The sequence below is a fragment of the Micromonospora sp. NPDC005220 genome (genome assembly GCF_040607895.1).
Classification (GTDB): Bacteria; Actinomycetota; Actinomycetes; order Mycobacteriales; family Micromonosporaceae; genus Micromonospora.
Genome location: NZ_JBEXHP010000007.1, coordinates 42,880 through 55,394 on the forward strand (window position 1 = coordinate 42,880; position 12,515 = coordinate 55,394).

The 12,515-nt window shown below is 69.1% G+C and carries 12 protein-coding genes; 9 read left to right on the plus strand and 3 right to left on the minus strand.

Features of this window, described 5'->3' with window-relative positions; genetic code table 11:
- Window positions 1–14: 14 nt before the first annotated feature.
- From ABZU52_RS05025 to ABZU52_RS05060, 8 genes are all read left to right on the plus strand, one after another.
- The gene (locus tag ABZU52_RS05025) at window positions 15–875 is read left to right on the plus strand and encodes a DNA-formamidopyrimidine glycosylase family protein (RefSeq protein ID WP_354969787.1); all 861 of its coding nucleotides are present in this window, start codon (window positions 15–17) and stop codon (window positions 873–875) included.
- A 263-nt stretch (window positions 876–1,138) separates the two neighbouring features.
- The gene (locus tag ABZU52_RS05030) at window positions 1,139–2,710 is read left to right on the plus strand and encodes a sugar transferase (RefSeq protein ID WP_354969868.1); all 1,572 of its coding nucleotides are present in this window, start codon (window positions 1,139–1,141) and stop codon (window positions 2,708–2,710) included.
- An 83-nt stretch (window positions 2,711–2,793) separates the two neighbouring features.
- Window positions 2,794–3,381, plus strand: a complete 588-nt coding sequence (locus ABZU52_RS05035) for an NYN domain-containing protein (protein ID WP_354969788.1) — start codon at window positions 2,794–2,796, stop codon at window positions 3,379–3,381.
- A gap of 532 nt (window positions 3,382–3,913) precedes the next feature.
- Window positions 3,914–4,657 carry a hypothetical protein gene (locus tag ABZU52_RS05040; RefSeq protein WP_354969789.1) on the plus strand — a complete coding sequence of 248 codons (744 nt, stop codon included), beginning with the start codon at window positions 3,914–3,916 and terminating at the stop codon, window positions 4,655–4,657.
- A 472-nt stretch (window positions 4,658–5,129) separates the two neighbouring features.
- Window positions 5,130–6,392, plus strand: a complete 1,263-nt coding sequence (locus ABZU52_RS05045) for an IS701 family transposase (RefSeq protein WP_354969869.1) — start codon at window positions 5,130–5,132, stop codon at window positions 6,390–6,392.
- 70 nt (window positions 6,393–6,462) lie between these two features.
- Window positions 6,463–7,689 carry a histidine kinase gene (locus ABZU52_RS05050; RefSeq protein WP_354969790.1) on the plus strand — a complete coding sequence of 409 codons (1,227 nt, stop codon included), beginning with the start codon at window positions 6,463–6,465 and terminating at the stop codon, window positions 7,687–7,689.
- Window positions 7,686–8,444: a LytTR family DNA-binding domain-containing protein gene (locus tag ABZU52_RS05055; RefSeq protein ID WP_030487765.1), complete on the plus strand. Its 759-nt coding sequence runs from the start codon at window positions 7,686–7,688 to the stop codon at window positions 8,442–8,444. The genes ABZU52_RS05050 and ABZU52_RS05055 overlap by 4 nt, the downstream gene beginning before the upstream one ends.
- A gap of 66 nt (window positions 8,445–8,510) precedes the next feature.
- Window positions 8,511–9,173 (plus strand): DUF5701 family protein, encoded by a 663-nt coding sequence (locus tag ABZU52_RS05060; protein WP_354969791.1) that lies wholly within the window; start codon window positions 8,511–8,513, stop codon window positions 9,171–9,173.
- Between the two features lie 70 nt (window positions 9,174–9,243).
- Here ABZU52_RS05060 and ABZU52_RS05065 read toward each other — a convergent pair whose 3' ends face one another.
- The 3 genes from ABZU52_RS05065 to ABZU52_RS05075 form a co-directional block, all read right to left on the minus strand.
- A complete protein-coding gene (locus tag ABZU52_RS05065) occupies window positions 9,244–10,503 on the minus strand; it encodes a hypothetical protein (protein WP_354969792.1) in 1,260 nt (419 codons plus the stop codon).
- Window positions 10,490–11,011 (minus strand): sigma-70 family RNA polymerase sigma factor, encoded by a 522-nt coding sequence (locus ABZU52_RS05070; protein WP_354969793.1) that lies wholly within the window; start codon window positions 11,009–11,011, stop codon window positions 10,490–10,492. The genes ABZU52_RS05065 and ABZU52_RS05070 overlap by 14 nt, the downstream gene beginning before the upstream one ends.
- 61 nt (window positions 11,012–11,072) lie before the next feature.
- Window positions 11,073–11,624 (minus strand): Uma2 family endonuclease, encoded by a 552-nt coding sequence (locus tag ABZU52_RS05075; protein ID WP_354969794.1) that lies wholly within the window; start codon window positions 11,622–11,624, stop codon window positions 11,073–11,075.
- 183 nt (window positions 11,625–11,807) lie between these two features.
- Between ABZU52_RS05075 and ABZU52_RS05080 the strand changes: the two genes are divergently transcribed.
- Window positions 11,808–12,485 carry a response regulator transcription factor gene (locus tag ABZU52_RS05080; protein WP_354969795.1) on the plus strand — a complete coding sequence of 226 codons (678 nt, stop codon included), beginning with the start codon at window positions 11,808–11,810 and terminating at the stop codon, window positions 12,483–12,485.
- Window positions 12,486–12,515: the final 30 nt, after the last annotated feature.

Consider the following 12,515-nt stretch of genomic DNA (forward strand, 5'->3'; position numbering starts at 1 on the left):
GCTACCGTTGTGTCGTGCCCGAACTACCGGAGGTTGAGGCGCTCGCGGGTTACCTGCGTCAGCGCGCGGTGGGGCGGCGCGTCGATCGGCTGGAGATCGCCGCGATCAGCGCCCTGAAAACGTACGAGCCGGCACCGACCGAGGTCGCCGGTCGGGCGGTCGTCGACGCCAGTCGGCACGGCAAGTTCCTTGATGTCCGCTTCGAGGGTGACCTGCACCTGGTGGTGCATTTGGCGCGAGCCGGCTGGCTGCACTACCGGGAGGGGTTCCCCACCACCACCCCGTTGCGGCCGGGCAAGGGCCCGATCGCGGTGCGGGTACGCCTGGAGGACGGGTCCGGCTTCGATCTCACCGAGGCGGGCACCCAGAAGAAGCTGGCCGCGTATCTGGTCACCGACCTCGCGGCGGTCCCCGGGGTGGCCAAGCTGGGCCCCGATGCGCTCGCCGCGGATCTGCCCACCTTCGCCGAGCGGCTGCGCGGCCGGCGGGGGCAGGTCAAGGGGGTGCTGACCGACCAGTCGGTGCTGTCCGGGGTGGGCAACGCGTACTCGGACGAGATCCTGCACGCCGCGAAGCTGTCCCCGTTCGCGATCACCGATCGGCTCACCGACGCCCAGATCGCCACCCTGCACGCCGCCACCCGGCAGGTCCTGGGCGACGCGGTCGAGCGGTCCCTCGGTCAGCGGGCCGCGGAGCTGAAGGGCGAGAAGCGCTCCGGTCTGAAGGTGCACGCGCGCACCGGGCTGCCCTGCCCGGTGTGCGGGGACACCGTGCGCGAGGTGTCGTTCGCCGACTCCAGCCTGCAGTACTGCCCGACCTGCCAGACCGGCGGCAAGCCGCTCGCTGACCGTCGGTTGTCCCGTCTCGTACGGTGAGTAATTCCACTCCGTGACTACGGAGCGGAATCGCCCTCACTGAGTGGAAGCTCCGGTCCGCCGTTCTCGCCACGCGCGCATCCATCGGTATAGTGGCCCGGTCCCCGGCTTCTGAAATGGTGCGGAGCCGGCCAGATCCCGCCGGCACCATCGGTCGCCAATCTCCTTCGGGGCGGCGACCGGTCGGAGCCCACGTGGGAGACTGGGACGGTGGGCGACCGGGCCCTCACGCCGAGTGAGCGGCCCGTGTCATGCGGGAGGACATGGGTGAGGTGACGGCAAGCCTCCAGCGCCCGGTAACCAACGAAGGCCGGAGCAGACTCGTGCGGCACGTCGACAGCTTCGAGATCCAGCCGCCGACGCCGCCGTCCCACAACGGTGTCCCTCGGTCGGCGTGGACCAGGGCGCGACGCCGTGTCTCCCGTTGGCACCGCCCCTACACGGCGATCCTGCTGCTGCTCGACTTCGGCGCGGCGGCGTTCGCCAGCTGGATCGCGATTCAGCTCTTCGACCAGGCCGCCTCCGGGTTCTCCGGCACCAAGCAGGACCCGACCTGGTTCCACACGATCTCCTTTCTGCTGCTCCCGCTCGGCTGGGTGGTCATTCTCTGGAGCAACCGGGCGTACGACCGGCGCTATCTGGGGCTCGGCCCGGACGAGTTCAAGCGGGTGATCCGGGCCGGGGTGACGGTCGCCGCGAGTGTCTCGTTCCTCGCCTTCGCCACCAAGACCGAGTTGTCCCGCTGGACGGTCGGCACGGCCCTGCTCGGGGCGCTGCTGCTGATCCTGTGGGGCCGTTTCGTGGCCCGGTGGGCGCTGCACTACATCCGGCGGCGGGCCGGCCAGGCCGCGCACCGGATGGTGCTGGTCGGCACCCTGCCCGAGTGCCTGGAGGTCTACGCGGCGGTCACCCGCAGCCCGGCCGCCGGGCTGATGCCCGTCGCCATCCACATCACCGACGGGTACGCGGCGGCCCGCGGCATGCCGACCCCGGTTCCGGTGTACGCCGGGCGGGACGTGCTGGCCCTGGTCCGTGAGGTCGGTGGGGACACCATCGCCGTCTGCGGGTCGGCCAGCGCGGAGCCGGGCGAGCTGCGCCGGCTGGCCTGGCAGTTGGAGGGCTCCGGCGTCGACCTGGTGGTCGCCCCGCAGTTGACCGACATCGCCGGCCCCCGGGTGCACATCCGCCCGATCGAGGGTCTGCCGCTGCTGCACGTCGAGGAACCGACCCTCTCCGGGCCGGCGCTGCTGGCCAAGAACCTGATGGACCGGGTCGCCGCCGGTCTCGGCCTGCTGCTGCTGATCCCGCTGTTCGTGGCCATCGCCGTGGCGATCAAGGTCTCCGACCGTGGGCCGGTCTTCTTCCGGCAGCCCCGGGTGGGGCACGAGGGGCGCACCTTCCGGGTGTGGAAGTTCCGGACCATGTACGTCGACGCCGAGGACCGGCTGGCCAGCCTGGTCGACCGGAACGAGACCGACGGCATGCTGTTCAAGATGAAGGAGGACCCGCGGGTCTTCCCGGTCGGCCGCTTCCTGCGGGCCACCTCGCTGGACGAGCTGCCGCAGCTGATCAACGTGCTCTGGGGCGAGATGTCGCTGGTCGGGCCCCGCCCGCTGCCGGCCGACGACGGCGACTTCCTCGGTGACGTCCGCCGCCGCCTGCTGGTCCGCCCCGGCATGACCGGCCTGTGGCAGGTCTCCGGCCGCTCCGACCTGTCCTGGGACGAGTCGGTCCGCCTGGACCTCTACTACGTCGACAACTGGTCCCTCGCGTACGACCTGAGCATCCTGTGGCGGACCGTCGGGGTGGTGCTCGCCCGCAAGGGCGCGTACTAGCCCTGCGGCAAGGGGCTCGAAGCCACCGGTATTCACGCAGCCGATAGCCGGCCGGGTCGAGGCCGTCGGACAGTAGCGATAAGGTGACGAACGGCAATCCGGACAAAAAAACGGCCCCCGTTGGGGGGCCGTTCCTGCCGTATCTCTCGGCGTCGTATGGACCAACCATACACGTCAAAAATGAGCCGGCCGCCGCCCAGAACCAGACCAGCTACATCGAGGCCATGAAGATCCGCAACGGCGGGCTGCTCACCGTGCACCTCGGGCGATTCAAGGAGCGGACGATCAAGGATTGCCGCCGCTGTGGACAGAGCTACAGCTGCGGCTGCGGCCGGCAGTACAGAAGCTACGAGGAGAAGGGGACCGACGTCGCACTCGGCGCGATGATGGTCGCCGACGCTGCCCTGCGCATCGCGGACACCACCCTGCTCGTCAGCGCCGACACCGACCTCGCCCCAGCACTGGCCACAGTGCGGGCGGTCAACCCCGCCCAACGGATCTACCTCGCCATGCCGCCCGGCAACACCAAGGCATCCAGCCACTTGACCAGCATCGGCGACCTCGGCCAGTTCTTCATCCGCGAGCAAGCCCTACGAGACGCCCAGCTGCCCAGCATCGTCGCGGACCCCGAGACCGGACGCAGCTACACCCGCCCCACCAAGTGGAGCTGAGGGCCAGCAAAGACATCGGCGTACACGGCGGTCGCGTCGCCACCTCGTCCCGCCTGACTCCCGGGCCTCAACCCTGCCCTACTAGCTAGCGGAGAGATGACCACCGGGTTGACCGTAGTAACTATCCGTGATTTGCGAGATCCGGATGTAACAATCCGTGAAAGCCTGCCACGGTTTGCCAACCTCAAATTCTTAGGGAATTTGCCTTCGCTTGCTGCCCAACGAACACCAAACCAGACAAGTCGACTTACATCTCTCGGGAACGGTCAGTGACGACCAACAATCACTTAAAGTGGCTGGTTGACAGCGTTACGTGAATGAGATTAGATCTTTCCAACGGGGGCATTTGCGCGGAGGCAAGGCACGTCACACTCTATTAACGTAGAGCTCAGACGGGCACTTGTCTCGTGCAGGAATAGCCCTTACGTCTCGTCAATAGTAGGGAGACTGGGGAGTGAATTACCGTTCTGTAGGAGTGCGGACTGCCGTTGCCGTGCTCAGTGCAATCGCAGTTTCAACTACCGGGCACACGGTGGCAAACGCCCAAGACTGGCGAATCGCCGCTCAGGCTGAGATTGACGCCTACCAGAGTCAGCACCCAACGGATTACACAGGCATCGACCAGCTTCTGACGAAGTACGGCCTTCCGCCGATGCAGGTGCGTGTAAACGGAATCGATCGAGACCTCACCTCGACTGAAGCCGAGACGGTCCTCGCATCGCGGGAAGCCGCCGCAAAGTCAGCGCCTTCTGATTTCGGTGTGCTCGCGGTACCGACGGATGCGTTCAGCGTCGCCATGACGCTGAACTACGATCTGAACACCAACCGCGTGGTCACCGGCTCCTGGAACTTCCGCGACAACTACGTCAACGGTAGCGCTCCGGACGACGTCGCCACCATCCAGACCAACCTCGGCGGCGGCGGCTGTTTCCGCACGGGCGCACTGACGAGGAAGGCCGCCGATTACACCGGAGCCGACCACACGAGCGCGACCTATATCGACGATGGCGGCGTGAACGGAAGCCCCATCTTCGGAATTCGTGATACTGTCAGCGGCTTCAAGCTGCTGACGGATAACGGCTACTTTAAGGCGACGTTCAATAAGACCGGCGCCAGTGGGTGCGGCTCGACCAAGCTCGGGGCGCAATTCCAGTTCGAGCACAACCAGGACGGTTCGCCCGGCTTTTCTGCCTCTGCCGCATGGGGCCTCTTCAGCATTAGCTACTCGAACGGCGGTAGCAAGCTGAGGAAGTCCACCACAGCGAGTTACCTGTAGCAAACCCGGTAGACTGAGACCGAGGGTCAGCGTCAAGCGCGCTGACCCTCGGTCGCCCTAATTCGCAGGTGATATGATCGCCACTATGTCTAACGCCAAGACTCGGGGCGGACTACTGCTCCTGCTCATCGCTGCAGTGATTGCTCTCCTCACGATGCCCGTCCACCGGCTCTGGGGAGTCGCCATGCTCTTCCTGGTCGTGACAGCGACGGGATGCGTATTCCTATCGGCGGGCCTCGCAGAAGAAAATCAAGGAAACGCAGCAGCCCGAAGTGCCGATAAGGCGTATGACACGTTGTAAAATCTGGCAGGTGCAGCGTCCATTTCAGCCGAGCCGACGGCCCCGCTGACGGTGGACGCGAGGCGGCCACCGCGTGATCGTCTGTACGTTGTGGACATAACTTCAGATCTGGCGGTGGCCGCGTGCCACAGCGTAGCTGTTGCTCGGTGGGATCGGGTGCTGGGTGAGGTGCTGGGGTGCTTCGCGGGCCGGTTCGGGCGGGTGGAGCCGCGTCGTGCGGCGCGGCAGTTCGCGACGGGGCTGCTGGCTGACCTTGAGGTGAAGACGTGCTGGCAGTTGGCTGAGCAGGCCGGGCACGCCAGCCCAGATGCGATGCAGCGACTGTTGTACCGGGCGGTGTGGGACGCCGACGCCGTCCGCGACGACCTACGGCAGTTGATCGCCGGCCGGTTCGGTGCCCCGGACGCGGTCCTGGTCGTTGACGACACTGGTGACCTGAAGAAGGGCATGCACACGGTCGGGGTGCAGCGGCAGTACACCGGCACGGCGGGGCGGATCGAGAACAGCCAGGTCGGGGTGTTCCTCGGCTACGCCGGCGCCGATGGGCACACCCTGATCGATCGGCGGGTGTATCTGCCGGCGTCGTGGACCGAGGACCGGGATCGCTGCCAGGCTGCCGGCGTGCCCGACGAGATCGGGTTCGCCACCAAGCCGGAACTCGCCGCGCAGATGATCACCGCGGCCCTCGACGCCGGAGTGCCGGCCAGCTGGGCCGCCGCGGACGAGGCTTACGGCAACAGTAGTGTCTTCCGCGCGGGCCTGCGCGAACACGAGATCGGCTACGTCCTGGCCGTGTCCCGCAGTCACCTGGTGCCGATCGACGGCGGCAAGACCCGGGTCCGCGCCGACCACATCGCCGCTGACTTACCCGCCTCGGCGTGGCAGCGCCGCAGCGCCGGCGCCGGATCCAAGGGCCCGCGCTTCTACGACTGGGCCTGGCTGGACGACGTGTGCACCGACGCCGACCCCGACGACGGCGGCCGACACAGCATCTTGATCAGAAAGAACACCACCACCGGTGAGCTGGCCTTCTACCGCTGCTGGGCTCCCAGACCGGCCACCCTCGCCCAGCTCGTCCGGGTCGCCGGCATCCGCTGGACCGTCGAAGAAGCCTTCCAAGCCGCCAAGGGCCAAGTCGGCCTGGACCAGCACCAGGTCCGCCGCTGGGACTCCTGGCACCGATTCACCACCCTCGCACTGGCCGCCCTCGCCGTCCTGACGATCTGCGCCGCCGACGCCCACGACGAGCCCAGCGACACCAGGCTGATCAAGCTGACCGTCAACGAGATCCGCCGCCTGATCAACGCCTGCCTCATCCGCCCGATCAGCGACCTCGCCCACCGTTTGCACTGGTCAGGCTGGCGACGCCGCCATCAAGCCCGAGCCCGACAAGCCCACTACACACGCCGCCTCGACCTCGAACTTCAGCCATGATCTCGAACGGCGGCTGTCGTACTAGCCCTGAGGGCTTGGCGGACGAGCCGGCAGGGGCAAGGATCGCTGCGTGGCTGCCAACCTCTCCGCCGTGGTCGGCGTCGTCTCCCTCGTCACCGCGCTGACCGCCGCCCTGTTGGCGGTGCTGCGACTGCGGGCCCGCCGTGGCATCGCCACCGCCACCCAGCGGGCCACCTACGAGGTGCTGCACACCGCCGGGCTGGCCGCCGAGCCGCTGCGGACCGGGTTGAGCGAGGCGGGCGCGGCGAAGGCCGTACGCCATCTGCGGTCGCTGGTGGGCGCGGCCGGGCTGGCGCTCACCGACGCCGACCGGCTGCTGGCCCTCGACGGGCGCGGCACGCACCACGGGGAGCAACTGCTCGCGGCGGCCCAGCGGACGGTGGTCACCGGCCGCTCGACGGTGCTGGATGAGCAGGAGCTGCACTGCGACCGGGTCGACTGCCCGATCCGCGGGGCGGTGGTCGCGCCGTTGCTGGGCGCGGACGGCCGGGTGGTGGGCGCGCTGGTGGCGGTCGCCGACAGTCCACCACCCCCGGGGTTGGTGCAGGCCACCCTGGAGACGGCGCACTGGGCCGGCAACCAGCTCGCCCTGGCCGAGCTGGACTCGTCGCGGGAGCGGCTGGCCCGCGCCGAGGTCCGCGCGTTGCGGGCGCAGATCAGCCCGCACTTCATCTACAACGCGCTGACCGCGATCGGCTCGTTCGTGCGCACCGATCCGGAGCGAGCCCGGGAGCTGATCCTGGAGTTCGCGGAGTTCACCAGGTACTCGTTCCGGGCGCACGGTGAGTTCACCACCCTCGCCGAGGAGCTGCGGTCGATCGACCGTTACCTGACCATCGAGCGGGCCCGGTTCGGCGACCGGTTGCAGGTGCGGTTGCAGATCGCCCCGGAGGTGCTGCCGGTGACGCTGCCGTTCCTCTGCCTCCAGCCGTTGGTGGAGAACGCGGTTCGCCACGGGTTGTCCCGCAAGCCGGGCACGGGCATGGTGAGCATCGAGGCCCGGGACGCGGGCGCCGAATGCCACATCACGGTGGAGGACGACGGAGTGGGAATGGATCCGACCACGCTGACCGCCGGCATCGCCGAGCTGGCCCGCGGCACCGGCGACCCGGGCGACGACACGGGCCAGCACGTCGGCCTCTCCAACGTCGACGAGCGGCTGCGCTCGGTCTTCGGTGACCGGTTCGGCCTGGTCGTGGAGACCGGGCTGGGCTCGGGCACGAAGGTGAGCATGCGGGTGCCGAAGTTCCACCCGGGCGTACGGGCAGGGTCGTGACCACCGGCTTCCTGCGGGTGCTCGCGGTGGACGACGAGCCGCCCGCGCTCGACGAGCTGGCGTACCACCTGCGGGCCGACCCCCGGGTGGCCCGGCTGCACACGGCCGGGGATGCCACCGAGGCGCTGCGGCTGCTGCGCGACGGCGACGTGGACGTGGTCTTCCTGGACATCCGGATGCCCGGCCTGGACGGCATGGAGTTGGCCCGGGTGCTGCGCCGCTTCGCCCGGCCGCCGGCGATCGTGTTCGTCACCGCGTACGACGACGGTGCGGTGGACGCCTTCGATCTGGGCGCCACCGACTACGTGCGGAAACCGGTTCGCGCCGATCGGCTGGCCGAGTCGCTGCGACGGGTGATCGGCTCACGGGTGGTGCCGTCGCACCCGGCGGCGCTGGCCCGCGCGGAGGAGGACCCGACCATCCCCATCGAGTTGGCCGGGACCACCCGGATGCTGCCCCGCTCGGCGGTGCGGTGGGTGGAGGCGCAGGGCGACTACGCCCGCCTGCACACCGCGGAGGGGTCGCACCTGGTGCGGGTCTCGCTTGCCACGCTCGCGGAGCGCTGGGCGGATGCCGGTTTCGTCCGGGTGCACCGGTCGTACCTGGTGCAGTTGAAGTTGATCGCGGAGTTGCGGCTGGTCAACTCCGGCTACGTGGTGGTGATCGACTCCACCGAGCTGCCGGTGAGTCGGCGGCACACCCGGGAGTTGAAGGACAAGCTGGTCAGGGCCGCGAAGCAGGATTGGAGTCGCTGAGCCAGGAATGGAAGCAGCGCTACCGTACGTTGTACGCTAGTCCGTACGACTTCCGGGAGGCCTGCCGTGACCGAGACCCCGTTCGACGCCGAATCCGAGTTCGACAGCCAACTCGACCGCCTGGTGCAGCTCGGCTACCCCACCCTCGCCGGGCTGACCGAGAGCGCCTTCCGCGACCTGGTCGCACCACTGCGGGCCAGGGCGGTCGAGGGCACCGCCGGGCTGCCCGCCCCCACCGACGCCCGGGTGCCGTTCCTGCTGGTCATCACCCGGGACCTGATCGGGGTGCCGGAACGGGTGCAGCTCACCACCCTGGCCGGCAAGCGCAAGCCCGGCGTCGTCGACCGGAACTACGCCGAGGACGACCTGCCCCGCTTCGACCCGATCAAGGAGCTGGAGGTGCCGGCCGGGCCGGCGTACCTGCTCTTCGACGTCGACCGTGGCGAGGAGTTCCGCAACCTGCCCCCGGTGACGGCGATGGAGGGGATCACCGCGCAGGGCCGGTTGCCGCTCAGCATCGACGAGGGGCTCGCCTTCATCACGCTGCACCCGGCCTCGTTGGCGAGCAACAGGTGCTTCTCGCTGATCGGCTCCCGCTGCGGCGACAAGCGGGTGCCGGCGCTGTGGATCAGTCAGGGCGCGCCCAAGCTGGGCTGGTGCTGGTACGGCAACCCGCACACCTGGCTCGGCTCCGCCTCGGCCCGCCCGGAGCGCGTCGGCCTGGAGTGACGGCCAAGATCCATGCCCTGTCGACGGGGCCGGTGGCAGTTCACCGGCCCCGTCGCACGTCCGGCGGCGCTCAGTCCGGGAGCGGGAAGCGCGTCCAGGATGTGCCGTCGCCGGTCAACTGCACGTGGTCCGCACCGCCGGTCGTCATGTCGTCCCGGCCGTAGAGCCAGGCGTATCCGGGCGCGGCACCGACGCCCCCGTCGCGTCGGTCGTACTCGCGGACCGTCTTGAAGTGTCGTCCGGCATCCAGGCCGATCATGGCTTTGGACCTGTTGCTGGAGGGCTGCATGTTCCCCGCCTCGACGAGCAGCAGGGAGCCGCCCGAGCCGACGACGAGGACCCGGGTCTCCAACGAGTTCGGCAGGTCGGTGCCCATGTCCAACCAGGTTCGCCCTCCGTCCGTGGTACGCAGCAACTGCGACGTGCCCTCGACCTCCATCGGCTGGGCACCGGCCGGTGGTGGCGGCGCGATCAGCAGGTACGCCTCCTGTGCACTGACCCCGGCTATCGCGATCACGTCCGCTCCCTCGGGCGGCCGCCAGGTGGTCCAGGTGGCTCCCCGGTCCACGCTCCGGGCCACCACCATGACGCCGATGTCACCCGGCCAGTAGGTCACCCAGATTGTTCCGTCCGCACTCGGATAGATGCTCGCGGGCGGATAGGGCGACGGCGGCTTGCCGGCGAGCCGGTACACCGTCCCCGTCGACGAGACCGCCACCGGTTCCCGTAGCGCCCCGCAGCCCCGGCCCCACGGACAGAAGACCGGCTGCGCCCTCGCCGGAAAGGACGGCACCGTCACCATGGCCTGATCGGCGTCCCGCCAGGTGCGGCCATAGTCGGTGGAGAGCCGGAGCTGGTCGCCGTCCCGGACCAGGTAGGAGCGCTGGCCGAGCACCGAGAACTCCGGGCTGCTCTGCGGATGTCCCTGTTCGTCCTGTTCGCATTGGCTGGTGCGGTAACGGGTCGTCTCGTCATCGGTCCAGCTCCGCCCGCCGTCGTCGGTGTGCCGGAACCGCACCGTGGAGCAACCCGCGTCGGCGTCCCACACGCCCGCTACGACGGCCGACTCCGGCCCGGTCAGGAAGAACTCGCCGCCGCGGTCCGGCTTGATCGGCGGCTGGTCAGGACCGGTCCATCCACCCTGGCCGGTGTTGCCGAACAGTGGCGACACCGCCACGCCGGCCAGTGTGACAACCAAAACAAGAGCCACCCCGCTGGCCCGCCGTCGGCGGCGGGCTCGCGCAGCCGTCCGCATATCGTCCAAGGGTGGCTGGCGGACCGCGTCGGCGATGGTGTCGACGTCGAAGCCGGTGAACCTACGTTCGGACATCGATCCTCCCGATGTTCGTGCTCTCGCTGATCTCTGACTCGGTGAGCAGCGTCGCCAGCGCCTGCCGACCCCGGGACAACCGGGACTTCACCGTGCCCGGCGAAACGCCGAGTGTCGCCGCCACCTCACCGATCGGCAGGTCGACCAGGTAGTGCAGGGCCAATGCGTGCCGCTGCCCCTCGGGAAGTCCGCGCAGGGCGGCCAGCAGCGCCAGGTGCTCCGGTGAACGGTCGGCGACCTCCGGCGGCGGACCGATCCGACGCAGCAGACCGTCCAACACCCGCCGCCGCCGGTGACGACTACGGGCGACGTTCACCGCGACCCGACGCAGCCACGCCTCCGGGTTGTCGAGGCGGGCGAGCCGACCGGGTGCCGCCAGCGCTCGGGTGAACGCCTCCTGGACCGCCTCCTGCGCCTCGGACAGATCGCCTGTCACCGCGTAGAGCTGGACCACCAGGCGTCGGAAACAGCCGGTGTAAAGCTCGACAATCAGGTTCCCGTCGGACACCAACACCACCTCCCTTCACCTGTCCCACTCCTGGGCGGAAGGAAAGGTTCCGGGCGACAGGTCAGAAGATGTCGACCAGCGACAGAGTCAGGGGAAACGGCTGGTCGGTGCGGTAGACCTCGCCGGCCGGAAGGAGGACCTGCTCGCGGTAGCCGCCCGCGCCGTTCACCAGCACGGTCAGGGTCTGCTTGCGGGGCTCCACCAGCCAGTAGAGCGGAATGCCGACGGCCGCGTACTCGTGCCGTTTGAGCACCAGGTCGCGGCCGGCGTTGCTCGGGGAGATCACCTCGACGACGAGGAGCACATCGGCCGGGTCGAGCGCGGCGCCGCCGCTGTCCAGTGCGCTCTCGCGAGCGACGAACAGATCCGGAACGAAGTACGACGAGCGATTCGCACTCACCCCGATGTCCTGACCGACGAGCACGCCGTCCGGGGCCTGCCGGTCGAGGATCCGGCGGAGGCGGTTGGCGACCGCGCCGTGGAAGACGTCCGCATGGGAGGACACGAGCAGGCTCCCGTCGAAGATCTCGTAGACCTGGTCGTCCTCGGAGAGGCTCTGGAGGTCGTCCACCGTCCAGGCGTCGCCCCAGCCGGGCCGGGCAGGGTTGGTCACCGTCACACCTCCTCTCTACCGGACCACCCTGACAGCTCGGTCGGTTGTCCACAACGAGCCTCGGGAGTTCCCACACGCCAGCCGGCCTGGTTCCGGAGTTATCCACAGGGGTGAGCGGTTCTCCACAGGTTATTCACAACGCAAACCACTGATCTCCACGGCGGCTCCCTACAGTCAGGACCCATGAACGAACGCCTGGTACTGGTGGTCGAGGACGAACGGACCATCGCCGAGTCCATCGCCGCCCGACTACGGGCCGAGGGTTTCACGGTGGAGATCGCGGCGGACGGGCCCAGCGCGGTCGCGCAGTTCCACGCCGGACAGCCCGATCTGGTCGTCCTCGACGTGATGCTGCCCGGCTTCGACGGCCTGGAGGTGTGCCGCCGGATCCAGGCGGACCGGCCGGTGCCGGTGCTGATGCTCACCGCCCGGGACGACGAGACCGACCTGCTCGTGGGGCTGGCCGTCGGCGCGGACGACTACCTCACCAAGCCGTTCTCGATGCGGGAACTGGCTGCCCGCGTACACGTGCTGCTGCGTCGTGTCGAACGGGCCGCGACTCCCGCGCGGCCCGCCATCCGCCTCGGCGACATCGAGATCAACGAAGCCGAGCGGCGGGTTCGCCGTGGTGGCGCGGACGTGCACCTCACGCCCACCGAATTCGACCTCCTGGTGCACCTCGCGGGGCGGCCCCGCACGGTTCTACCCCGGGAACGGCTGCTCGCCGACATCTGGGGATGGGCCGAGGGCACCAGCACCCGCACCGTCGACAGCCACGTGAAGGCCCTCCGGCGCAAGCTGGGCGCCGACCTGATCCGGACCGTCCACGGCGTCGGGTACGCCCTGGAGGTGCCCGCGTGACCGGTCGGCTGGTGGAGTGGCTGGACCGGG

What these genes read in the sequence shown, in the direction of transcription:
- ABZU52_RS05030 (WP_354969868.1), top strand. Translation starts at nt 1,139, where the DNA reads ATGGGTGAGGTGACGGCAAGCCTCCAGCGCCCGGTAACCAACGAAGGC.
- ABZU52_RS05065 (WP_354969792.1), bottom strand. Translation starts at nt 10,503, where the DNA reads ATGTCCGAACGTAGGTTCACCGGCTTCGACGTCGACACCATCGCCGAC.
- ABZU52_RS05080 (WP_354969795.1), top strand. Translation starts at nt 11,808, where the DNA reads ATGAACGAACGCCTGGTACTGGTGGTCGAGGACGAACGGACCATCGCC.